Raw genomic sequence first — 26,477 nt, forward strand, 5'->3', positions numbered from 1 at the left:
TTTTTATTTTATTAATATTGGATTTATTTTTTATATATATTTGATAAAAAAGAATCCAATTGTATGAAATGGAAAAAGATTTCATTAGGATTAATTTCTCTCTTTATTCTGGGAGTTGTACTTAACTTCGGAATTAATAGTTGGATTAAAAACAGTTTACCTGATTTCATTTCTAAAAGAAATGATACACCCTATAATTTTAATTATTCTGATGTTACTTATTCGCTCCTCCAGGGAGAAATGAACATAAGTGATATCAATATTGCTCCCAAGACCTACAAAAAGGGGATTTATACCATCAAAGTAAAGAAAATTGTAATACACGGGGTAAAGTTTATACGATTTTTACTATTTAAAGATTTAGCGGCAGATCTTATCGAAATTGACCAACCGGATATCATTTGTAAACAATATGCCGATTCATTAAATCACAAAAATAATTTAGTAAAATACAAGCTGGGAAATTCAATTCAAATAGGAAAATTTGAAATTAATAAAGGAAATTTAGCTCTTTACGACAAGGCAGACGGAGCTAAAAAAGCATCTTTACGAAATCTAAACCTTCATCTTTCCGGGGTATTATGGGATATGGTGGATAATGAAAAACGTATACCGCTTACTTACGATAAAGTAAAATTAGATGTATCAGATATATTTTATCAGCTCGATGAAATTCACCAATTACAATTAAAAAAGTTTAAGTTTACCAACGGATTTCTTGAAACCAATCAAATACTTTTATATCCGAATATATCCGAAGAGAATTTTAAAACCGGAAATTATTTTCAAAAAACTTTACTTTCTATAGAGGTCCCGACCGCAAAGGTCAAAAATTTAGATTGGGGATATGATAAAAACGGTTACTTTTATCTTAAAACCTCTAAAATTGAAGTTGATTCCACTCATATCGCAATCATTGAAAAAAATTCAAATTCAAAACCTAAAAACATTACGGAGCATATAGACCGTATAATCCCTTTTAATTTGAGTATTGATACCATCCAAATACTTAAATCGAAATTAAATTTCAATAATCATTTAACAAGCAATAATGTAAATATCGAAATTCTAAAAATAATCAACAAGGTTAATGATAAAATCACCCTGGAACGTTTAAAATTATATGATAATTTTTTAATTATAAAACAACCTTATGAAACTAAATCAGCTAAAAACAATGCAGGCAAATTTACCTATTTATTCGACGATGTTCTTGAGATAAAAAATTTCATCATAGCTAATTCACATATTCAATACTATAATTCGGCTAATAACTCATTATTGGAAATGGGAAACATTAATTATTCGATTCATGATATTAATATCAATACGATATTTACTAATACAAAAAAATATATTCCTTTCTCCTACTCAAATTTTCAATTGGAAGCAAACCATATATTTTATACGGGATTTAAATTTTATAATTTCAAAATAGATAAAATGATTTTATCTGACAATAAATTTGAAGCAAAGAATTTAAACATTCTTCCTACTATATCTCCACAAAAATTTGCAGCACAAAAAGTAAGCAAAAACCTCTATAAAATCAATATGGATCATATACTACTCCCGAGGATAAAGTGGGATTTGAATAACAATAAATTCAGTTTACAAGCTTCTTCTCTGATTATAAATGAAATGAAAGCTTCAATATTTCAAAATCCAAAAGTTAAAGTCAAATCAAAAAATATACATTTCAACACGTACGACCTGGATACAGAAATTCGTTTAGATACATTTTTAATCAGCAAATCCTCCATCCATCAATATAATGCGGCCAATACAACACTCACTACATCAATAAAAGATTTAAATCTTTCACTATACGACATTAAGGTAAAAGACTCATCCGATATCCATACCTTCGGTTTCCCTTTTTCTTTTTCAAAATTCAATATAACAGGTAAAAATATTTACCATGATATGGGATCTCATACGTTACAAATGAACCATCTGTTACTTTCCCATACTTCCCTATATGCAAACACTATAAATATACGGCCCAAAAAAAGTCAATTGAATTTTATGAAAAAAAAGGGTATTGATGCTTATACGGTGAACCTTTCCAAAATTGTAATTCCCAAAATAAATTGGGGTTCATTAGATAAACAAATCGATTTTATTGCTCCTAAAGTCATCGTTGATAATATGCAAACCACTATCCATCAATACGACATTCCTGACAATGTTTACAAACCTGTTTACAAACCTTTTTTCAGCGAAAAACTAAGAAAATTAAAATTTAAGTTAAATATTAAAGAAATTCATTTTTATAATTCTTCCTTAACGTATGAAGAAGAATCCCTTACTAACAATATTGGAAAAATTTTCTTTACCAACATCAATGCAAAAATCAAAAATATTTCCGGTGGATATAATGTTTCTCATTTACCCGATGTAGTCATAGAATTTAAAAGTACTTTCATGAAATCCGGAAAACTATCTGCCAGTTGGAAATTTAATACATTAAATAAATCGGATAATTTTACCGTTAAAGGAAATTTATACGGACTTCCTGCCGATAAATTGAATCCATTTATAAAACCTTATTTACATATATCGGCAAACGGAGATATCCAAAAAGTTTCCTTTAATTTTAATGGCAATAATACAGTTGGAAACGGTACATTCGGTATGAATTATAAAAATTTAAAAATTACCCTATATAAAAAGGATGGTGAAAGAGAAAAAAAATTCCTTTCTTCTCTAGCAAATCTTGCCTTAATAAAAAATTCAAAAGACTCCTTAAAAATGTCGAAAATTAAAAAAGTAGAAAGAAGTAAAGACAAATCATTTTTTAATTTTCTATGGAAACTAACGTTCAGTGGACTTAAAGAAACTTTATTGATTTTTTAATTACAATTTAAATCAATAATAAATAAGTTAAATTAAAAAAATCAAATATATCATAAATAGACATAAAAATACCATTAATTTAAAAATATTTACATTAAAATATATAATGAAATTTTTTTACAGCAAAATAATTGATTTTTAGCAAATTTATCACCATTTATAAAATAATTATTCAAAATAAATACTATTTATAAAATTGAATATTTAATATTTAAAATAAGTTTTTATTATTTTTGAATTTTAAATATAATTTATTTGTTACAATATTAACATACAATTAGTTAAAATTAAATTTATATACATTAAAAATATCTAAACCTTAATTATTAATATTTTTTCAATGATAAATTAATTTACAGCTTAAAAAGAAATTGGTAAATATTATGTATTTAAAAAAAAATATTTTAACATAATGAATTCAAATAAATTAACTAAATATGAAACAGAAAATTTGGACTACCTTATTATTATTTTTTATAACTTATTATTTTTCTGCTCAAACTCAAGATCTAGCTAATTTAGCCGATGGAGAATTAGTCTACGGTCAGATTTTATACACTCAAGAGAGTAAAGTTTATGGATATATTTACTTTTTTGATCAAGGAAAAATAGATAAAGAAAATGAAAAAATAGAATATGTGATTCTTGATAAAAATCTTAATAAAGTTTCTAATAATACATTTACTAGAAAAATCAGCAGATTTGTAAAAAGAAAATATAGTGATTGTTCCCTTATCAATGATAATGAAATATTGATCAAATATAAACTTAACCATCCCGCATTTAGTTTAACAATCAATTCTTTCAATATACTCACTATTAAAAACAAAACAATTTCTCCCGAATACTGGTACAAAAACGGTAATATAGTTGAAATACCTAAAACTTTTAAAGATTATAGAAAAATGATGAAACACATAGATTATAGTGGAATATTTTATGTAGACCACAAACACAATTCTATTTTCATCATTGAAAAATCCTTTGTTAAATTCGGTTCAAACAAAAACATACGTTTCTACAATACTAAACTAGAACTATTATGGAGTTATGAATATAATCCTGTAGGAAAAGAGAATAATTTCAAACAACTTACAGTTCGTAGTATTTCAAATAACCTTATTTATTTGTTAGAATCCCAACATAACTCAAAATATCCCGAAGAATTTAAAATTGTTGCTTTAGATGCAACAAAAGGTGAAAAGAAATTTGAATATATTTTAGAAAATAATAAAAGTGAATATTCGCATACATTATATGTAAAGGAAGCTAATAAACAGCTCATATTAACCGGAAACTATTCCAAATACAGTAAAAAAACCGATTTTAATTTAGATAAAAATCTAGGATATTATAAAATAGTTTTAAATGAAACCGGAAAAGTGGTTTCAAAAAAATATACCCAATGGGATGAATTCAAAAGCAAAATTGATGTTGATAAAAACGGTAGAGTGGAAAGTAATTACCAACTGAGACCCATCCAATTTTTTATATTTAATGATGGATCTATATCAATTTTAACTGAAAAATACAAACCCGCAAAAGAAGGTGTTTATTTACCAATCCCTATTCTTGGTGATATAACAAAATTAGCCACCACATCTAGGCAAAAAACAACTGATTTTATCCTTTTCAATATGGACGCTTCATTTAATAATAAATCAATTTCTACCATACATAAAGAGCTTTCAAAAGGATACATTTCAGATTATTTATTCTCCCAATATATCAAAAATGACCATGGAGTTGCTTTCTTTTTTATAGATTATTTAAAATCTGATAAAACATGGATTTTAGGAGTCAATACAATTATTGATGGAAAACTAAAAGAAGAAACTATAACCATCTATTCCAAAGAAGATAAGTTTACTATTTTACCGATGGTAGCTAAAGAAGGCTATATAATGTTAAGGGAGTATAATGAAAAAGACAAATATAATCAGATACGATTAGAGAAAATTAATTATTAAAATAAATAATATAGTTAAAAAAAACATCTACTAAGTAGATGTTTTTTTGTTATAATAATCGGAAATATTTTTGATTTCATCTAAAGACAAATTCCACATAAAATTTAAAAATCTTTGGTAACTTTTCGTTTGATTTTCAGGATCAACCCTTTCTAAATATCTGTTTAATTTATAATTTTTTCTTCCCTCATATATTTTTTCAAAACACTTACCCATCCATTCTCTGTAATAAAAATCCTTACTATTCTTTTGTAATTGTATTAATGACAAATAGATTCCTTTGCCGTATTCTTCAAAGAAATACATAGACGGAATTTGTTCAAAATGAGCAATCCTTTGTAACTCAACAAATTCCTTAGATGGCTTATTCTTTATAGAATTTTTATTAACAAAAGTAAAACTTGATTTTAATTTTTTAATTCTATCCTCAATTTCCGGATGAGTGGAAATTGAATCCTTATTAATTTTTTCTTGATATAAAGAATAATCATAATTTGAAAAATCTTCCGTTTTAAACCAATTCTCATTAAAAGGTTGATTAGGTAAATTAAATATTTTTCTATAAATATTTTCTTTAACACCCTTAAGTTTAACAGAATCGTATTCAGCCATTAATTCAAGAGCATCAATAAAAACCATTTCATTAAAAGGTGAATTTTTAAGCAATACAAAACCTAAAGAATCTGCTTGGTATTCATTATTTTTTCTCATCTCACCGGTTGCATATAGCTTTGCTTTAAAAAGATCAAGAGCTGCACTGGATTTATTATATTTTTGCTTTTTAATACTTTTAATTTGATTTTTGGTGCTGGTAGATAATTGATCAGAGACTCTTTTTTCTTCTGTTTTCAAAGAATGTTTTAACATATCATGACTCAATTCGTGAGCTAAAACAGATGCAAATTCATCATCATTATCCAACCAATAAAATAAGCCCATATTTAAAACAAAGGTTCCATTGGGTAAACAATAAGCATTTAAACTCGGATCCTTAGAAATTAAAAAAATTAAATTTTGAGGAAGATTAGAATTTCCTTTTTTTAATTGATTAAAAATAGAATCCACGTAAGAAGAAAAACGAGAATCATATATAAATGTCCCTTCCTTAATCTTCTTTTCAAATTCTTTATTAAATTCCTCATAATTTTTTGCCATTAATTTTCCTATCTTTTTAGGATATTTATTCTGAATCGATTTTACCCACTCACCGGCTGAATTTTCAAAAGAAGAAGCAGCCAATTCTCTAGCAGTTTTATCAAGAGTGTCAATAGGAATATAATTTTGAGCCAATAACAAATTTGTAAAAACAAGAAAAACACACTTTAGAATTTTCATTTTGTTAATTTTTTAAATCCAAAAATAAAGTATTTGTGCTAAATTCCAAATATTCGATTTATAATCCTTACAAATAATCGTAACTTTGTTAATTCTTTGAATTACCCCATGCAGAATACATTAAAATTATCAGGATTAGAAGTTTTTACTGTTTATCCTGGAAGCAATTTTATAAACATCGGTGAAAGGACCAATGTTACCGGATCGCGTAAATTTTTAAATCTGATAAAAAATGAAAAATTTGATGAAGCTCTTTCAATTGCCCGAGATCAAGTGGATGGAGGAGCTCAGATCATTGATATTTGCATGGATGAAGGCTTAATTGACGGCGTGAAAGCTATGACTACCTTTTTACGTTTGATTGCTTCTGAACCCGATATAGCACGAGTTCCTATCGTTATCGATTCTTCAAATTGGGAAGTCATTGAAGCCGGATTAAAGAACATTCAAGGAAAAGGAATAGTTAATTCCATCAGCCTTAAAGAAGGAGAAGAAGAATTTATAAAAAAAGCCAAAATCATCAAACGATACGGAGCGGCTATGATAGTTATGGCATTTGATGAAGAAGGACAAGCCGATAATTTGGAAAAACGAAAAATTATATCTCAACGCTCCTATGATATTTTGGTTCATCAATTAAACATTAACCCTTATGATATCATCTTCGACCTCAATATTTTCCCGGTAGGTACCGGAATGAAAGAACACCGAAGAAATGCACTTGATTTTTTTGAAGGAACTCAATGGGTGAAAGAAAATCTTCCGGGGTGTTTCGTTTCGGGAGGAGTAAGTAATGTATCCTTTTCGTTTAGAGGAAATAATAAAGTTCGGGAATCGATTAATGCAGCATTTCTATATCATGCCATCCAATACGGATTGGATATGGGAATTGTCAATCCCACCCAACTGGCCATTTATCAAGAGATTGAACCGCAATTACTAAAAAAAATTGAAGACGTCTTATTTGATAGAGATGAAGAAGCTACCGAAAGGCTTATAGAATATGCAGAAACTATTGTTGAAAATAAGGATACAAAAGAGCAAAAAATAGAAGAATGGAGGTCGTGGCCGATTGAAAAAAGATTGGAATTTGCTTTGATAAAGGGCAATGCGGACTACATTGAACAAGATGTTGAAGAAGCCCGTTTACAAGCCAATAAACCTTTGGATGTAATTGAAGGTCCTTTAATGGATGGAATGAATACGGTTGGCGAGTTATTTGGAGCAGGTAAAATGTTTCTTCCTCAAGTGGTTAAAACTGCTCGAGTAATGAAAAAGGCTGTTGCATACTTGCAACCTTTCATTGAAGCAGAAAAAAACGGAGAATCTCAATCTAACGGTAAAATACTAATGGCTACCGTTAAAGGTGATGTTCATGATATCGGTAAAAATATAGTCGGAGTCGTATTGGCTTGTAATAACTATGAAATTATAGATTTAGGAGTTATGGTTCCTAAGGAAACAATTATCGAAACCGCCATCCGTGAGAAGGTGGATTTGATTGGACTTAGCGGTTTAATTACTCCTTCTTTAGATGAAATGATCCACGTGGTTGAAGAACTCGAAAGAAGAAATCTTTCATTTCCGGTCATGATTGGAGGAGCTACTACTTCAAAAATCCATACCGCCTTAAAAATTGCCCCTAAATATAGTCATACAGTTGTTCATGTCTTAGATGCCTCTAAATCTGTTACCGTTGCATCTTCTTTACTCTCTTCACAAAGCGAGGATTTTAAGAAAAAAATATCAGAAGAATATGCCCATTTAAGAGAAGGCTATTTAAATAGAAGTACTGAAAAAGAATATCTTACGCTAGAACAAGCTCGTAAAAATAAACTAACTATTGATTGGAATCAATACATTCCCTGTAAACCCAAACAGCTAGGTGTACAGGTTTTTTCTTCCATACTCCTGGAAGATCTAACGGAATATATCGATTGGCAACCCTTTTTCAGAACTTGGCAACTGACAGGAAAATATCCCGATTTGCTTTCAGATGAAGTAACCGGCGATGAAGCCACAAAATTATATCACGATGCATTACAAATGATTGAAAAAGTAATTGCTGAAAAACTATTGCAACCCAAAGCCGTAATTGGATTATTTAAAGCCAATTCCAATGAACAAGACGATATTGAAATTTACTCGAATGACAATAAACTAATTCATACATTTCGAACCTTACGGCAGCAATCTGTAAAGTCAGAAGGAAAACCAAACTTAGCCCTATCCGACTTTATTTTACCTAAAAACAAAGAAAATTTACACGACTATATAGGATGTTTCGCTGTTTCTATTTTTGGAGCAGAAGCCTTGGCCAAACATTACGAAACAAACCATGACGATTATTCGGCTATTATGATAAAAGCTGTTTCGGATAGATTTGTGGAAGCCTTGGCTGAATACATGCATCATAAGGTAAGAAAAGAAATTTGGGGATATGCTCCCGATGAAATCTTGGATAATCAATCACTATTTAAAGAAAAATATCAAGGCATACGTCCCGCTCCCGGTTATCCTGCTTGTCCGGATCATTTAGAAAAGCTCACTATTTGGGAATTGTTGGATGTTACGGATCGTATTGGAGTACAATTGACTGAGAGTCTTGCAATGTATCCGGCTTCTTCAATTTCGGGATATTATTTTGCAAATCCACAATCTAACTATTTCGGATTAGGGAAAATTACGCAAGAACAAGTTAAAGATTATGCTAAACGTAAAGAAATAAAACTTGAAGACGCACAATATTGGCTTAAACCTAATTTAGCCTAAGAATCTTACTATCTCACTTTTATTCTTGTTTTTAAAAGGAATAAATTAAATATTTATAAAAGCTAAACTAAGATACTACTTTTCTTTATAGAGAACATTACTAAGCCAATAATTCCTTATCTAATATAAAAAGAAAAGGTACATTTGCAATTATGAATATTCTATTAGTTGAAGACGATTTAAGAGTTTCGGAACTGATAAAAAAGGGTCTTAAGGAACAAGGATTTACTGCAACCTTAGCTTATGACGGTTTATCGGCAAAAGATTTGTTTCTCAGCCATGATTTTGACCTGATAATTACGGATATTATATTGCCTGAAATTAATGGAATAGCTCTTTGTAAAGAAATAAGAATGTTAAAACCGGAACTTCCCATTATCATGTTAACTGCATTGGGAACTACCGACGATAAAATTGACGGTTTTGATGCCGGAGCGGACGATTATCTAGTCAAGCCTTTTGAAATGAGAGAGTTGACAGCAAGAATAAAAGCTCTGTTAAAAAGATCATCCAAAAATAAATTAGGATTTATCTTAAAATTTTGTGATCTGGAAATGAATTTGCAGACGAAAATTGTGAAGAGAAGCAATAAAGAATTAAATCTTACCCTAAAAGAATTTAAACTCCTGGAATTTTTATTACAAAATCAAGGCAGAATTATTTCCAGAACGGAAATTGCCGAAAAAGTATGGAACACTCATTTTGATACGGGAACTAATTTTATAGACGTGTATATTAACTACTTACGAAAAAAAGTAGATAAAGATTTTGAAAAAAAACTTATTCACACGCGCTCCGGTATGGGATTTATATTAAAATCCGATACATGAAAATTCGTACTCAGATCACCCTATTGTTTTCTTTGATTACAGCATCCATATTGCTGATATTTGCCACTATCATTTATATTTCAGCCAAACAAAACAGAGACAATGAATTTTATTCTTTATTAAAAAAAGAAGCCATAACCAAAGCAAATCTTTATTTTAAAGCGAAAGTACCCCCACAAACTCTTCAACAAATTTATCATAACAATTATCAAACAATTCAAGAAGTTGAAGTAGCTGTATACGATAAAGAATTTCATCTTCTCTATCATGATGCAGTAGATATTGATTTTGTGAAAGAAACTCCTGATATGATTCATGAAATTTATTCCAAAGGAGAGATCAAATTTCATCAGGGCGACTGGCAAGTAATAGGACTTATCTATTCCTATAATAACAATAAATACATAATCACTGCGGCTGCCTATGACCAATACGGATACAATGAACTCAAGTCCTTATTGAGAAATTCATGTATTATCTTTATATTTTCCACACTTTTTATCATCCTTGTCGGATATTATTTTTCTAAAAAAGTATTCCAACCGATTAAAAATCTAACCACGGAAATGAAAAAAATATCAGCCAATCATTTAACGGTTAGATTGAAAACCAAACCTGATAAGGATGAGCTTTCCGAATTGGCAATTACATTTAATCAAATGCTGAATCGGTTGGAAAATTCTTTTGAAACGCAAAAACATTTTGTTTCCAATATTTCCCATGAATTACGAACCCCGTTAGCAGCCATTATTGCTGAACTGGAACTTTCTTTACATCATCAAAAAACTTCGGAAGAATATCAAAGGATTTTGAAAAACGCCCTATCAGATGCTAAAAAAATCACTAAATTATCTAATAATTTGCTTGATCTGGCAAAAGCCAGTTATGATCCTTCTAAAATAACATTTAAGCCAACAAGGATCGATGAAATCCTTATAGATGCCTGCAGTCAAATACAACAAGCAAATGCTGCCTATCAAACAAAATTATTTTTTGAAGATGATTTCATTCTCGATAATGAAACAGTACTAATGGGCAACGAATATTTGTTAAAAGTAGCCTTTATCAATCTTATTGAAAACGGATGTAAGTTTTCCGAAGATCACCTGTGCCATATATCCATTTCAACTAGTAATTTAAAACTTCAACTGAAATTTTCAGACCGTGGAATTGGAATTCCAACGGAAGATATCACCAAAATTTTCACTCCTTTTTATAGAGGAAAAAATAAATGCTTTAGCTACGGAAACGGAATCGGCCTTTCTCTTACTAAAAAAATTATTGAACTGCATTCCGGAACTATCAACGTAACCAGTCAATTGCATCAAGGTACTACCCTTACCATTCTATTATAACCTTTGTATTGCATTCTTTTCTAATAAAATTCTAATTTTTTTTTAAATCTTTTTTAATATTCATTAACAATTAGTTACCTTATTTTTGTATACAAAAAAAATTAAGAATTTTTAAAAAAGGCGGAAAATATGAAAAATATAAAAATCCGAAACATCAACTTACTAATTTTAGGATTATGCTTTATAACTTTTTCATGCCATAAACAAAATACAGAAGAAGAAAGTCCAGAATTTACTGTTAGTGGAAACACAATTATTTTACCGGATAATTCTAACGTAAATAATCACTTAAAAATAGAACCCGTAAAAAGTGAATGGTTAAGCCCCGACTTAGCGACCGTAGGAGTCGTCAGAGCCATACCAACCGGTTATGCGGAAATAGTACCTCCGTTTGCAGGCAGAATTACCCAATCCTTTGTAAAGCTGGGACAAAAGGTAGACGTGGGTTCTCCTCTTTTCGCCATCAGCTCTCCCGAATATTTCAATGCACAAAAAGATTATTTTGAAGCACAACAAGAATATTCCTTATCAAATTTAAATCTTAAAAGACAAAAAGACCTATTAGAGCACGGAGTAGGAATACAACGAGTGGTTGAAGAAGCTAAAACCGATTACGAAACCAAAAGATCCGCACTTGAAAATGCAAAAGCTGCGTTAAAAGTTTTTAATATAAATCCCGGCAGTTTAAAATTAGGGCAGCCCTTAGTTGTTACCTCTCCAATCAAAGGGGAAATTATTACCAGCAAAATAGTTATCGGTCAATATATCAAAGAAGAAGCTGAACCAATAGCCACCATAGCAGAATTAAATAAAGTATGGATTGCCGGACAAATAAAAGAAAAAGACTTAGGATTCATAAATAAACTAAAAGAAGTTACCATACAGGCAGACGCTTTTCCCGATAAAAATATAACCGGCAAAATATTCCACGTCAATGAAATGGTGGATGAAGACACCCGAAGTGTTGAAGTTTTGGTTGAATGCGACAATTCGGACAGATCCCTGAAACCGGGAATGTATGTAAACGTTCATTTTAAAAATGAACCGGAAGAAACTTTAACAGTTCCTACCCGGGCAATTTATCAAGTAAACGATGATCAATTTGTATTCGTACAAGTAAATAAAAATAAATTCATCAAGAAAAAGGTTGAAACCAAAGACATTTCAAAAGACAAAACCGAAATAAAAAAGGGAATTAAAGCAGGAGAAAATATAGTGACCGAAGGAGGAATATATTTACTGGAAGCCCAATAAAACAAAAAGAAAAACATGAATAAACTTATTCAAACAACTATACACAAACGTTGGGTACTGGTTGCCCTTTTTGTTATGCTTGCTCTATTCGGGTATTATTCCTGGAAGCACCTTTCCATTGAAGCCTATCCGGATATCGCGGATGTAACATCTCAAGTGGTCACCCAAGTTCCCGGATTAGCGGCGGAAGAAATAGAACAACAAATAACTATTCCGGTGGAACGGGCCCTAAACGGTCTTCCGGGAATGCATGTAATGCGCAGTAAAAGCACCTTCGGACTTTCCATTATTACCATCGTATTTGAAGACGGTGTAGATGATTATTGGGCGAGGATGAGAATACAAGAACGATTAAATGATGTAGAATTACCTTATGAGGCAACTCCCGAATTAGACCCTTTAACTTCACCTATTGGAGAAATTTATCGATACATTATAGAAAGTAAAACGCACGATTTACGCGAATTGACCGATCTGCAAAATTTCGTAATTATTCCACGAATTAAGCAAGTAGCTGGAATTGCCGATGTAACAAATTTCGGAGGAATTACTACCCAGTTTCAAATTGAGCTGGACCCAAAAAAACTCGATCAGTATCAATTATCGTTAGGAGAAGTCATTAAAACCATTGAAAATAACAATGTTAATGCAGGAGGAAGTATTTTACCTCATGGAGATTTAGGATATGTTATTCGTGGAATCGGATTAGTTAAAAACCTGGAAGATATCGGTAAAATAGTAGTCAAATCGGAAAATGGAGTTCCTATTTTATTAAATGACATAGGAAAGCTTAAATACGGAAACATTGAACGAAAAGGAATTTTAGGTTATACAGATAAAAAAAGAAACTATTCTGAGAGTATTGAAGGAATCGTACTTTTATTAAAAGGACAAAATCCATCTAAGGTTTTAGAAGGAGTTCATGAAGCAGTAAACGATTTGAATACTCAAATCTTACCGGAAGGCGTAAAAATACATCCGTTTTTAGACAGAACCGAATTGGTGAACACCACCTTGAATACTGTTTCGCACACCCTGTTTGAAGGGATGTCATTGGTTATTGTCGTACTAATTGTTTTTTTAGGAAGTTGGAGAGGTGCTTTGTTGGTTGCCGTAACCATTCCTCTTTCTCTTCTCATTGCTTTCATCTTGATGTACTTCACACATATTCCGGCAAATTTGCTTTCTTTGGGAGCTATAGATTTTGGAATCATTGTAGATGGTGCCATCGTTATGATGGAAACTATATTGCGGAAACGAGAAGAAGAACCTAATGAAGAATTGCAAGAAAAAACCATTGCGCAAAGGGCGGCCGAAGTTGCAAAACCTATTTTATTTTCCACCATCATCATTATTACTGCTTATCTGCCTCTTTTTGCGTTCGAAAGAGTTGAAAAAAAATTATTTACTCCGATGGCATTTACAGTCAGCTATGCCTTATTCGGTGCCCTTCTCGTTGCCTTATTACTGATTCCCGGATTGGCCTATTTTATATACAGAAAGCCCCAAAAACTCTATCATAATAAATGGTTGGAAAAACTGACTGATCGCTATTTTATAAACATACAAAGGATTATGAAAGCTCCGAAAAAAATATTTCTTCCTTTAGGAATTTTACTGGGAGTTACTTTTCTACTGGCTTTTTATGTTGGAAAAGATTTTCTGCCTCCTTTGGATGAGGGATCTATATGGCTCCAAGTTCAGCTTCCGCCGGGTATTTCCGTTGAAAAGTCTAAAGAATTAAGCGACACGCTACGCGCACGTACCATGAAATATGATGAAGTAACTTATATCACGGTACAAGCCGGTAGAAATGACGACGGTACCGACCCATGGACGGCATCTCATTTTGAGGTTTCTATTGGATTAAAGCCTTACAAGGAATGGAAAAAAGGAAAAACCAAATACGACCTTATCGCTGAACTGGAAAAAGAATATTCAAAACTTCCCGGTTTTACCGTCGGGTTTTCTCAACCTATGATAGATGGGGTAATGGATAAAATATCCGGAGCTCATAGTGAGCTGGTAGTAAAAATTTACGGAGATGATTTCGGGGAAACTCGAAGAATTGCCGAGGATGTTATGAAAACTTTAAAAACTGTTAAAGGAGCAGTAGATTTAGCTATCGATCAAGAACCGCCCCTACCTCAACTTCAAATAATTGCAAACAGGGACAAAATTGCCCAATATGGTTTAAATGTAGCAGATGTTGCAGAACTTATTGAAGTAGCCATTGGCGGGAAAGCCATTTCTCAAATTTTTATAGGAAATAAAGTTTACGATATTATCTGTCGTTACGATGAAAACAGCAGAAATACGCCTGATAAAATTTCAAATTTGATGCTTACCTCTGAAACAGGAGCCAAAATACCACTATCACAAGTTTGCGATATCAAGTTAAGTACAGGAGAAAGTACCATTACGAGAGAAATGAATAAAAGGCATTTAACGGTAAAACTTAATTTGCGAGATCGAGACTTAGGTAAATTCTTAGTAGAAGCACAACATAAAATAGAAAAAGAAGTAAAATATAATCACGAAAAATACCATATTAAATGGGGAGGACAATTTGAAAACCAAAACAGAGCTTATGCTCGTTTGGCTTTTATCATTCCTTTGTCTTTGGGAATTATGTTTATCTTATTATACAGCGCCTTCGGAAATTTCAGACAAGCCGGTTTGCTGATGAGCATTGTTCCCCTGGCTTTATTTGGCGGAATGTTAGCATTAAATGTAAGGGGCATGACTTTAAATGTTTCTTCAGCAGTTGGATTTATTGCTTTATCGGGAGTAGCTATACAAAATGGCGTAATTATGATTTCGCATATAAACTTTTTACGAAAACAAGGACAAACACTTCTCCGGGCAGTACTATTGGGTGCAAAAGACCGATTCAGACCGGTACTAATGACTGCAACAGTGGCTATTTTAGGTTTGCTCCCTGCTTCTTTAGCTACGGGTATTGGTTCGGATGTACAACGACCTTTAGCTACCGTAATTGTATATGGACTATTATTTTCAACTGTTATTACCCTGTTTGCCTTACCGGCTCTATATTATATTATTGAAAACAAATGGGGAAAAGATGAACAAAAAGAAGAGATTTAAACCCTGAAATTTATGAAATCAAAGTATACGATTCTATCGATATTCATCTGCCTCCTGTTTATACCGCTAATAGTACCAGCTCAAGTTGTTGATACCACCTTTGCTAAAAAACAACTCAACTATATTGATTTTATTCAGCAGGTTAAGAATAACAATTTGGAATATGCAGCACAAAAATATACGGTAAATCTCGCTGAAGCCGAGGTTGAAAATGCGAAAATTATTCCTGATGTGGAATGGAACATTGAAGGAAATAGCAACCAAAAACATATGGGTAACAATTTGGAAACCGGCTTAGGATGGACTATCGAGCTGGGAGGAAAACGAAAAGCCCGTATCGACTTAGCTAAAAGTCAAGTTGATTTAAATCGTTATTTGTTACAAGATTACTTACGAAATTTATATGCGGATGCTTCTTTGCAGTTTTTGGAATGTATTCAAAATAAAAACCTGTTGGATGTACAACTCAATTCTTATAAAACGTTATCCAATTTAGCCGCATCCGACAGTATTCGATATAAATTAGGAGAGATTACTCTTACAGATTCTAAACAAAGTAAGTTGGAAGCTCAATTCATGCTCAATGAAGTCTTTAAAGCCGAGTCGGAATGGAAAAACTCTTTACTTGCCTTAAATTTAGTCATGGGTAAATCTCAAAAAGATACTTTATATACAGCTAACAGCAATTTTACCGACTTTAACAGAGATTTTGATTTGGCTGATTTGATAACAACCGCACAAAATAATCGTGCCGATTTACAAGCCGCTTTACAAAATAAAGAAGTTTCACAAAAAATGCTGAAGTTAGCGAAAGCCAATCGAGTAATGGATTTAGGAATTAGTGCCGGAATGCAATTTAACGGAAAAGCTACCAATGAAGAAGCGCCTTCTCCGTATCATACGGGGGTAACAGCCGGACTTTCCATACCTCTTCGTTTTTTAAACAACCGAAAAGGGGAAGTGCAAACAGCACATTATACCATTCAACAAGCAGATTTAGAATATAAGCAAGTGGAACTTCAAATTCAAACTGAAGTTACTCAGGCGTATCAAAATTATGTTAATACCAAAAAACAAATGCAGCAGTTTTCCAATGGTTTGCTTTCCGAGTCCAAGTCCATTCTTGAAGGTAAAATTTACTCCTATAAAAGAGGTAATACGTCTCTTCTTGAAGTCTTAGACGCACAAAGAACGTATAATGATGTACAGGAAAATTATTATCAAACCTTATATAATTTCTGTTCTGCACTAGTAAGATTGGAAAGAACTGTAGGTATTTGGGATATAAATTTTTAATTTTCAACCCGATAATCTTTTCATACCCTTGTATTTTTTACAGACCTTAGGTATTTTAAATGGCAGATTATATCTTTGCAAAAATTTTAAATAATTGGTTAAAATAGGAAACATAGAATTACCAGACTTTCCCTTTATTTTGGCACCTATGGAAGATGTGAGCGACCCACCCTTCCGTCGTTTGTGTAAAATGCATGGAGCAGATCTCATGTATTCCGAATTTATTTCCTCAGAGGGTCTGATACGAGATGCCATAAAAAGTAAGAAAAAGCTTGATATATTCGATTACGAACGTCCTATAGGAATACAAATATTTGGCGGAGATGAAGAGGCTATGTCTCTATCTTCCAAAATAGTTGAAACCGTACAACCTGATTTAGTTGACATTAATTTTGGATGCCCGGTTAAAAAAGTAGCCTGCAAAGGAGCAGGTGCGGGAGTACTGAAAGATATTGATTTGATGGTTCGTTTAACTCGAGCTGTTGTACGAAGCACTCATCTTCCGGTAACCGTAAAAACCCGTTTAGGTTGGGATGAATCTTCCATTACCATTGATGAAATTGCTGAACGTTTGCAAGACGAAGGAATACAAGCACTGACTATTCATGCACGAACACGATCTCAAATGTATAAAGGGCACTCCGATTGGTCTCATATTGCGCGGGTTAAAAACAATCCAAGAATTAAAATTCCTATTTTTGGCAATGGTGACATCAACTCTGCTAAAAAAGCGAAGGAATATAAAGAAACCTATGGAGTTGATGGTATCATGATTGGAAGAGCTGCTATTGGAAATCCTTGGATATTCAGCCAAATTAAACATTATCTGAAAAACGGAGAAGAGCTTCCACCGCCCGATTTGCAACAACGTGTTGAAGCTGTTAAAAATCATGCTACATGGTCGGTGGAATGGAAAGGCGAACGCACAGGCCTTTTAGAAATGCGTCAACATTATTCTAATTATTTTAGGGGAATTCCTAATTTTAAAATCTATAAAACTCAATTGCTTTCAGCTCTAACATTAGAAGAATTGTACCAAATATTTGACGATCTCCTTGCTGATCAAGCAATTTAATTCCTATTTGAATTGATGGTTTACCTGATTGTGTATATTTTATTATTACTAAAATCTGATTATATTATAAGGTTGAATTTTTAATTTAATTTATAAAAATATAGCCGTCACATTTTCCATAAATTCTTTTACATCGATATTTTTTCTTTATCTTTATCAAGACTATTGATAAAGCTATCTACTAATGAATCAGGAAATTGTATATCTCATTGCCTTACGAATGTGTCCTCATATCGGCGATATGACAATTAAGAAATTAATAAGCCATTTCGGAAGCGCACAAAATGTCTGGTCTGCAACTTCTCAAGAATTGCTTTCTGTGTATCATATAGGTCATAAAACCATTCAACATTTAGGTAATCAATCGCTTTTAGATCAAGCTTATAAAGAGTTTGGTTATTGCATTACTAATAATATTCAGATAGTGCATCTATGGGATGATTCCTATCCTAACTTATTAAAGGAATGTTCGGACGCTCCTGTAATGCTCTATTATAAAGGTGCTATAAATTGGAAGCTACCCGCAGTAAGCATAGTAGGGACTCGTAAAATGACCTCTTACGGCGAAAATTTTACTAAAAAATTAGTTGAATGCTTTCAAAACAAAAAAATCAATATTGTCAGCGGATTGGCTTTAGGAGTGGATGGATGCGCTCATAAGAAAGCTAATGAACTTGCCATTCCCACTCTGGGAGTACTTGCTCACGGCCTATCTACTCTTTACCCACCACAACACAAAGGATTAGCAGAAAGAATGATACTAAACGGGGGTATCCTTAGCGAATTTGCACCTAATACTAAACCCGAAAGAGCTAATTTTATACAGCGTAATCGTATCATTGCCGGGTTGTCTTCTGTAACGGTCATTGTAGAATCAGGATACGGAGGCGGTGCCATTTCCACTGTAAAATTTGCTAATTCGTATCATCGTGAGGTATTTGCTTTGCCCGGAAAAGTTACGGATACTTGCAGCCAGGGATGCAACCAGCTTATCAGAAACTTGGAAGCTCAAATACTCACCCGTCCTGAAGATGTGGTATCCTTATTTGGAGAAGCTCCTATAAAAAATTTACAACAAGAATTATGGATTGATCTCACAGATCAAGAATTAAAAATTATTGAATTGTTAAAACGTAAAGGGAAATTGCAAATTGATGCCTTATCTTTAGAATTAAGTTTACCTACGTTTCAACTCATGCCGATTTTGTTACAATTAGAACTTAAAAACATCATTGAAACCCTACCCGGAAAATATTTTTCTTTACTTTGATCTCCTACTTATTTATAAAAATATCAGTAATAAATAGTGCCCATCCCCGAAAAATTTAAAAAAAAATCAAAAGAGAAATAAGGTCTAATCACTTATTATCATTGTAAATGTTTTCGGAATCTTAAATTATTTATTTATTACATCCTAAACAACTACTTTGGAAAAATGATAAAAAATTTCTATTAATTTCTTTTCAAAAAATCGATTAAAAAATAATAACCATTATCCTTATCATTTATTTATATATGGTACAGTATATGTTTTAAAAATATCTGATCTATAAGTATCAATAGTTAAAAGATTATTCATTACTAATAAAAAAAGGTAACATGAAAACAAAATGGTTAACTGATCCCGCTCACTCCGAGATCTTCTTTAAAGTAAAGCACATGGTAATATCAACCGTAACCGGAGAATTTACCAAATTTCAAGGTTCCATAGAATCTGAAAGTGATGATTTCTCAAATGCAAAATTTGATTTTTCCATCGATGTAGATTCTATCAATACAAAAATTGCTGATCGAGATACACATTTAAAATCAGAAGATTTCTTTGACGTTTCTCACTATCCTAAACTGACTTTTACCAGCGATTCCGGTATTAAAGACAATAAAATCACGGGCATCCTCACTATCAGAGACGTAAGTAAAGAAATTACCTTAGATGCAGATTTTGGAGGAATCATCAAAGATCCATGGAATAATCAACGAGCCGGATTTGAATTTACCGGAAAATTAAATCGTAAAGATTTCGGTTTAAACTGGAGTCAAATGACTGAAGCCGGAGGTTTGGTAGTGAGCAATGAAGTTAAATTGCAAATAAATTTAGAGTTTATCGCTCAATAAATAATATAATAGTAAAAAACAGACTGAATTTAAATTCAGTCTGTTTTTTTTGCTCGTAAACTACTCTTGATTTTCTCATTTCGATCCTTTTTATTTATTCAATTGTATTTATCTGTTTTAATTGCAAGTGTACACACAAATAGTTTATAAGAATTCTAATTTTAAGAAACTTATAATGTTTTATGTATTTTTGTATGAAGGTAACTTGTAACATGAAAATAGAAGAACTCATTAAACATAAGATTCTGATCTTGGACGGAGCCATGGGAACCATGATTCAACGTTTTAAATTAAATGAAGAAGATTATAGAGGCGCTAGATTTAGGGATTGGAAAACAGATTTAAAGGGAAATAATGATTTGTTGTCCATTACACAACCGGATATTATTAAAAATATTCATTTAGAATATTTTGAGGCGGGAGCTGATATTATCGAAACGAATACATTTAATTCGAACCGAATTTCCATGACTGACTATGATATGCAAGATTGGGTACATGAACTTAACCTTGCTTCTGTTCAAGTAGCTAAACAGGCCCGAGAGGAATATTGGAACAAAAATGGAACAAAACCTCTTTTTATTGCCGGTTCCATGGGCCCGACCTCAAAAACCGCTTCTATTTCTCCTGATGTTAATGACCCTGCTTACCGTGAGGTAGATTTTGATTATTTAGCGGAAATTTATAAAGAACAAGCAGTATCTCTTATTCAAGCCGGAACGGATATTCTTTTAGTTGAAACTATCTTTGATACTTTAAATGCTAAGGCTGCTTTTTTTGGTATTGAAGAAGCTTTCGATAAAACCGGCAAAAAACTTCCCCTAATGGCTTCAGGCACAATTACTGATGCGGCGGGAAGGACATTATCCGGACAAACCACGGAAGCCTTTTTAGTTTCTTTATCACATTTACCTTTATTGTCCATTGGATTAAACTGTGCTTTGGGTGCTGAACAACTTTTTCAATACTTGGAAATATTGGCTAATAAAGCACCTTTTTACGTTAGCGCCTATCCTAATGCCGGATTACCCAATCCTTTAGGCGGATATGATGAAACGCCGGAAATGATGGCTGAAAAAGTTCAATTATATTTGGAAAATCAACTGGTGAATATTTTGGGTGGATGTTGTGGAACGACTCCTGAACATATTAAGCTTTTTAGTGAATTGGCTTCAAACTATACACCTCGAATAATACCTCTTACCAAATAATGGGATTTATGAATGTTCTTTTTATAGATTTATTTCCACGCTACAACCCATAAAAAAGGAGCTAAAGCATGAAACTTTAACCCCTTTAACTAACTATAAATATTGATAGGTAAATATATAAGTAAAATTTTATTTTACTTCAATTTGTTTAGGTGCAATTTCTGTTTGTTCTTTCTTAGGTAAAACTAATTTTAAAACTCCATCATGATAGGTAGCATGTATTTTGGCTGCATCTATATTACTGTCATCTAATGTAAAACTACGTTTAAAGCTGGACTGGTAATATTCAGTTCTGTGAGATTTTTTATTATGCGTTTCAGCTTTTTTATCATAACTAATCGTTAGTAATCCTTTTTCTAAATTAACTTTAAAATCTTCTTTTTTCAATCCCGGAGCGTATAAATCCACTTCAAAATTGGCTTTATCTTCAGAAATATTTACAGGTGGAAATTTTACTTCTGCTCTATTCCATGCAGGAGCATTTGTGAAAAATTCATCTAATAAATTTCCAAAACTTTTGTTGTTGCTTTTAATTAAATCTGCCATAACTTTTATTTATTTTTTTAAGATTTTTATGTTTTATGATTTTCAAATTACAGACCAAATACTTAAAAAAAATTGTAATTTATTAAAACAAAACCTTTTAGATAAAAAGCAAATTTTCAAATAATGTCATTTTGTCTTATTTTTGAATTAAATAATATTTATTAACGACATTTTGTCATTACATAAAAAGAATTATGGTAGAGTGTTTTATTTTTTATTTCATTTAACATACCTGATCGTTTTTACTATATTTGCAATCTTAATTTAAAAATTTTACTATTTTTTATTAGTTTTTATTAAAATAAACAGTATCAATATTATTCATGGAAACTTTACACTATTTAGTTGATTTTATTCTTCATATAAATGTTCATTTAGATGAATTAATGCGCAACTACGGAAATTGGGTTTATGCCATTCTTTTTTTAATAATTTTTTGTGAAACCGGACTAGTAATTACCCCTTTCTTACCCGGTGATTCTTTATTATTTTCCGCTGGAGCTCTTGCTGCTTCCAGTGATGAATTTAGCATCTATTTATTAGCCCTATTATTTGTGGTTGGAGCTATTATTGGAGATACGGTCAATTTTGAGATAGGAAAATATTTTGGACATAAACTATTCAGTAATCCCAATTCTAAAATATTTAAGCAAAGCTATCTTCAAAAGACTCATGAATTTTATGAAAAACACGGAGGCAAAACCATTATATTAGCTCGTTTTGTTCCTATTGTTAGAACCTTTGCTCCTTTTGTTGCCGGAATGGGACGTATGAGTTATAAATACTTTATTTCCTATAATATTATAGGAGGCGTTGTATGGGTGTTTATTTTCTTATTCTTGGGATATTTTGTAGGCAACATTGGATGGGTTAAAAATAATTTACCTCTATTAATGATTTTAATTATTGTAGTATCTATTTTGCCTGCCATTTTAGAAATTTTACGTAATAAATTTATTGTTAAAAAGGATAAATAAAATGCTAATATTCATGTAAGAGTTTTTATAAAAAATTTTATTTTAATATATTTGTTAAATTATTATCTATAAATGGGTAATAATTTCGTAAAATTTTATAAAAAATCATAAACTTACATGAATATATCTCGTTTTTTTAATATACTCCCTTTTATTTTTATTACTATTACAGGCGCACTGTATCTGGTTAACTTCTTTTTTGGAGTTATTCCGGAAAATCTTTTTTTCGCTTGTCGTTGGTTATTTATTATTTCTATTATCATCTTTGCATTTAAAAAGAAAAATTTAACCATATGGATTTTTGTAGCGTTACTAGTTGGTGCTTGTTTAGGGTATGATTTTCCGGGGGTTAGCGGAAAACTCGATATATTAAGTAAAGTATTTCTTAAACTGATAAAAACGATTATTGCTCCTTTGATTTTTGCAACCCTAGTTCATGGTATAGCCAGTCATTCAGATATTAAACAAGTAGGTAGAATGGGTTGGAAATCTCTGGTTTATTTTGAGATAGTTACTACCTTTGCGCTTTTTATCGGACTAGCAGCCATTAACCTCACTCAAGCAGGAGTAGGAACGAAAAAAATAAATATAGCCCATGAACAATTACCACAAGTAGCATCTCAATCTTGGGAGGATATTATACTGCATATTTTCCCTGAAAATATAGCAAAGTCTGTCGCAGAAGGGCAAGTATTACAAATCGTCATATTTAGTATCTTATTTGGAGTAGCCCTTATAATGGTAACCAAAGAAAAGCGAATGTATTTAGTAAATTTTACAGACAGTCTTGCCGATACGATGTTTAAATTCACTAATATCATCATGTATTTTGCTCCTTTTGGTGTCTTGGGCGCTATGGCTTATACTATCGCACATATGGGACTGGATGCATTAATCCCACTTATTAAGTTGTTATTAACTCTATATGGTGCTCTCATCGTATTTGTTCTCATCGTATTCCTTCCGATAGCTTTACTTATAAAAATGCCTATAAAACGATTCATTAAAGAAATCAAAGATGTGGCATTTTTAGCTTTTTCAACGGCTAGTTCAGAAGCTGCTCTACCCAAAGCCATGATTGCGATGGAAAGACTCGGCGTTCCTCGAAAAGTGATTGCTTTTGTAATGCCGACCGGGTATAGCTTTAATTTAGATGGAACTACTTTATATTTATCTTTAGCTATTATATTTGTAGCTCAAGCAACCGGGGTTCATGTATCCTTTACTACCCAATTAATTATGATACTTACCTTAATCGTAACCAGCAAAGGTGTAGCCGGAGTGCCTCGTGCTTCTTTAGTTATCTTAATGGGTACGGCAAGTACTTTTAATCTGCAAGAATGGCCCATTTTAATGATATTAGGAATTGATACGTTAATGGATATGGCTCGTGCTACGGTAAATGTTATTGGAAATTGTTTAGCTACTGCTGTTATTGCCCGATGGGAAGGAGAGTTTGATCCTGAAGAAGCAGAAAAAAAGTTGTTGGAAGAAGAAAATGTTCAGAAAGGCTAAGTAATAAGTAGGCTATAACCTATTATTTTCATTTAAATTTATCAAAAACGTTAAATATATAAATTTAGTATTTTGACAATTAGCCGATTACTGTCTCATTACTCGTAATATATTAAATATTATTATCCATTTACAATGAATGTAGGATAAATTTTGTAAATACTGAAAAAGACATTTTCGGCATAAGGATGAGTAAATTTTTTTGAATATTAACTTATCATTTTTTGATACAGCTTTTTTAGGTTCTACTGTTTTAAGTAATTAATTTTATATTCTTTTAAAGCTTGAACTAAAATTAGTCACAACCTTATAATAGTTAAGAAATTCTTTGATGTATCAAATTACATATAAGGCATAAAAGCTTTTATAACTTCAGGAGGAATATCCAATAATCGGTAATCTTTAGGAGAAACAAATATCAATTGTTGTTTTCCTTTACCCAATAAATTTCCGGCGGAATCGAAAACTTGATGTTCCAAAGTGGCAATCTTTCGATTATATTCCGAAGCTCGTATTTTTACGCTTATCCGTTCGAATTCTCGAGTTTCAGTAATATATTTGTGTTCAAAAGATCGTGTTAATATTAAATAGGTAGTATCCTTTAAATTAAAATCGGGTAATACATAATTAAAAAATAATTCGCGCGTCTTTCCAACCCAAAGAGCATAAACTCCAAAATAAACATTTCCAACTGAGTTGGTATCAGCATAGGTTGCCATAAAGGAATGCACAAACCATTTACCTTCAAAATGACTTCCCGTGCTAACTTCCAAGGTTTTCCCATTAATAGCTGTATGAGTTGCTTTAGATAAATTTTTTAATACAGGAATTTCTGACGCAGCATCTATCACTTCTTCAACTTTCTCTTTCACGACTCGTAGTAAGTCAGTATTTAAAACCAACCAAAACACATAGAGTATTGGAAGTATTGAGCCTATTATCATCAATACGGCCATTTGCATAAAATAACCTCCGGCAAATATTACTAATGAAAGTGCTCCAATCGAAAAAAGTTTCACTTGAGGTAAAGAATGCTGCGAATTGGGTACAAAACAACGCGCTATACCTAATGAGGCATAAGCCACAAAAAAAGTGGCATAAAATACCATAAAATATTCCAATTCAAAATTTGCCAATACAGAGAATATCGTAATTAAACCCGCCAAAATATAGGTAGGGATGGGAGAATCTGCAATTCCTTTAGGTATAATGGATAAAACAGGACTATTACTGGTTTTGGAAACTTCTTTCACAAACCACCGAGTAGAAACATATCCGCTATCTAAAGTTGTTAATACTGCGAATACTATAAATAAATAATATGACAGCGGAACCCATTCGGGAAGTGTAGATTGAAAGTGGATCATATAATTTACAATTTGCTCATGACCGTATTTTATACCTCCCAATCCAATCGATGCCATATTCGGATTAAACCAATTACTGTTAAAAACAAAACTTGCCATTAATCCATGAAAAATAAGCAGGAAAAAAAATATAACGGATCCGAAAAAATATCCGGTACATATATTGGTTTCTTCTTTTCTCATTTGTATAGCTCGCTGCCATTGTTGTAAATCCAGCCAAGGCCCTACAAAAAAACCAACAAAAATGGCTACCATATAGCCTATGAAAATAGGTTTTTGAGTTTCACTTTTTACCCATGCTTGATAATTGTATATTTCTTTAGGTTGTAAATAAGATAATAAGGAAACAATTATGACTAATAAAACTGCTCCAATTAATAGATGCCAGTATTTAATAGATTTAATCGAAAATTCTTCACCCAGTAAACAGGAAGCAGAAATAACCAATGAAACCACAAGTAATAAAGAAAAAATTTGTAATATACTTCCCCCATCATCCCAGCCCGGCCAATAAGAAGTAAGCAAAGGAATAAACAAATATTTTACAGTAGCAAAAACGGTTAACGTAATTGCCAATAACTGATATAAATATAAACTGAGGCGAAACGGCTTATACCATTTTTTATAAAAACGTTCTAATGATTCTTGTCCTTTATCCCGATTGGCAATTTTTTGAGTACCGTAACCAAATAAAAATAATCCGATTGAGTTTAACAAAGCAAAACCCAATAGACCTGTTAAACCGAATAAATAAGTTATTTGCACGGAAAAAAACAGTCCTAATCCCCACAACCAGGAAAGAGCAACCGAATTTCCCCAAAAAAAAGAATTTATGATTTTAGATTTCATTACTTTTAATTTAAAGTATATGTTGTTTCATTAATTTATTAAT

At 31.8% G+C, this 26,477-nt stretch carries 17 protein-coding genes; 14 read left to right on the top strand and 3 right to left on the bottom strand.

Features of this window, described 5'->3' with window-relative positions:
• Positions 1 to 63: 63 nt before the first annotated feature.
• Positions 64 to 2,859 carry a hypothetical protein gene (locus tag GYM72_RS07575; RefSeq protein WP_220263976.1) on the top strand — a complete coding sequence of 932 codons (2,796 nt, stop codon included), beginning with the start codon at positions 64 to 66 and terminating at the stop codon, positions 2,857 to 2,859.
• 437 nt (positions 2,860 to 3,296) lie between these two features.
• Positions 3,297 to 4,829: a DUF6770 family protein gene (locus tag GYM72_RS07580; protein ID WP_220263977.1), complete on the top strand. Its 1,533-nt coding sequence runs from the start codon at positions 3,297 to 3,299 to the stop codon at positions 4,827 to 4,829.
• Positions 4,830 to 4,859: 30 nt separating this feature from the next.
• On the opposite strand, the gene GYM72_RS07585 is transcribed toward GYM72_RS07580, so the two are convergent.
• Positions 4,860 to 6,164 carry a M48 family metallopeptidase gene (locus tag GYM72_RS07585; protein ID WP_220263978.1) on the bottom strand — a complete coding sequence of 435 codons (1,305 nt, stop codon included), beginning with the start codon at positions 6,162 to 6,164 and terminating at the stop codon, positions 4,860 to 4,862.
• Positions 6,165 to 6,272: 108 nt separating this feature from the next.
• On the opposite strand from GYM72_RS07585, the gene metH reads away from it, so the two are divergent.
• The 10 genes from metH (at position 6,273) to GYM72_RS07635 (ending at position 21,180) form a co-directional block, all read left to right on the top strand.
• Positions 6,273 to 8,936 (top strand): methionine synthase, encoded by a 2,664-nt coding sequence (metH, locus tag GYM72_RS07590; RefSeq protein ID WP_220263979.1) that lies wholly within the window; start codon positions 6,273 to 6,275, stop codon positions 8,934 to 8,936.
• A 152-nt stretch (positions 8,937 to 9,088) separates the two neighbouring features.
• Positions 9,089 to 9,766: a response regulator transcription factor gene (locus tag GYM72_RS07595; RefSeq protein WP_220263980.1), complete on the top strand. Its 678-nt coding sequence runs from the start codon at positions 9,089 to 9,091 to the stop codon at positions 9,764 to 9,766.
• The gene (locus tag GYM72_RS07600) at positions 9,763 to 11,121 is read left to right on the top strand and encodes a HAMP domain-containing sensor histidine kinase (RefSeq protein WP_220263981.1); all 1,359 of its coding nucleotides are present in this window, start codon (positions 9,763 to 9,765) and stop codon (positions 11,119 to 11,121) included. The genes GYM72_RS07595 and GYM72_RS07600 overlap by 4 nt, the downstream gene beginning before the upstream one ends.
• A gap of 129 nt (positions 11,122 to 11,250) precedes the next feature.
• The gene (locus tag GYM72_RS07605) at positions 11,251 to 12,375 is read left to right on the top strand and encodes an efflux RND transporter periplasmic adaptor subunit (RefSeq protein ID WP_220263982.1); all 1,125 of its coding nucleotides are present in this window, start codon (positions 11,251 to 11,253) and stop codon (positions 12,373 to 12,375) included.
• 15 nt (positions 12,376 to 12,390) lie between these two features.
• On the top strand, positions 12,391 to 15,483 hold the full coding sequence (locus GYM72_RS07610) for an efflux RND transporter permease subunit (protein WP_220263983.1): 3,093 nt from the start codon (positions 12,391 to 12,393) through the stop codon (positions 15,481 to 15,483).
• Positions 15,484 to 15,495: 12 nt separating this feature from the next.
• Positions 15,496 to 16,779, top strand: coding sequence for a TolC family protein (locus GYM72_RS07615; RefSeq protein ID WP_220263984.1), 1,284 nt, complete (start codon positions 15,496 to 15,498; stop codon positions 16,777 to 16,779).
• Between the two features lie 94 nt (positions 16,780 to 16,873).
• A complete protein-coding gene (dusB, locus tag GYM72_RS07620) occupies positions 16,874 to 17,854 on the top strand; it encodes a tRNA dihydrouridine synthase DusB (protein WP_220263985.1) in 981 nt (326 codons plus the stop codon).
• Between the two features lie 184 nt (positions 17,855 to 18,038).
• A complete protein-coding gene (gene dprA, locus GYM72_RS07625) occupies positions 18,039 to 19,124 on the top strand; it encodes a DNA-processing protein DprA (RefSeq protein ID WP_220263986.1) in 1,086 nt (361 codons plus the stop codon).
• 329 nt (positions 19,125 to 19,453) lie between these two features.
• Positions 19,454 to 19,969, top strand: a complete 516-nt coding sequence (locus GYM72_RS07630) for a YceI family protein (RefSeq protein ID WP_160564473.1) — start codon at positions 19,454 to 19,456, stop codon at positions 19,967 to 19,969.
• Between the two features lie 212 nt (positions 19,970 to 20,181).
• Entirely contained in the window at positions 20,182 to 21,180 is a 999-nt protein-coding gene (locus tag GYM72_RS07635) for a homocysteine S-methyltransferase family protein (protein ID WP_220263987.1), read from the top strand.
• A 129-nt stretch (positions 21,181 to 21,309) separates the two neighbouring features.
• Here GYM72_RS07635 and GYM72_RS07640 read toward each other — a convergent pair whose 3' ends face one another.
• Positions 21,310 to 21,726, bottom strand: a complete 417-nt coding sequence (locus tag GYM72_RS07640; protein ID WP_160564476.1) for an Hsp20/alpha crystallin family protein — start codon at positions 21,724 to 21,726, stop codon at positions 21,310 to 21,312.
• Between the two features lie 323 nt (positions 21,727 to 22,049).
• On the opposite strand from GYM72_RS07640, the gene GYM72_RS07645 reads away from it, so the two are divergent.
• Together GYM72_RS07645 and GYM72_RS07650 are read left to right on the top strand one after the other, a co-directional pair.
• On the top strand, positions 22,050 to 22,703 hold the full coding sequence (locus GYM72_RS07645) for a DedA family protein (RefSeq protein ID WP_105296649.1): 654 nt from the start codon (positions 22,050 to 22,052) through the stop codon (positions 22,701 to 22,703).
• 117 nt (positions 22,704 to 22,820) lie between these two features.
• Complete coding sequence (locus GYM72_RS07650; RefSeq protein ID WP_220263988.1) at positions 22,821 to 24,218, top strand: dicarboxylate/amino acid:cation symporter; 1,398 nt, start codon at positions 22,821 to 22,823, stop codon at positions 24,216 to 24,218.
• Between the two features lie 341 nt (positions 24,219 to 24,559).
• Here GYM72_RS07650 and GYM72_RS07655 read toward each other — a convergent pair whose 3' ends face one another.
• Complete coding sequence (locus GYM72_RS07655; protein ID WP_220263989.1) at positions 24,560 to 26,434, bottom strand: thioesterase family protein; 1,875 nt, start codon at positions 26,432 to 26,434, stop codon at positions 24,560 to 24,562.
• Between the last annotated feature and the right edge of the window lie 43 nt (positions 26,435 to 26,477).

Origin of the sequence: Apibacter sp. ESL0404, assembly GCF_019469245.1 — a bacterium.
Classification (GTDB): Bacteria; Bacteroidota; Bacteroidia; order Flavobacteriales; family Weeksellaceae; genus Apibacter.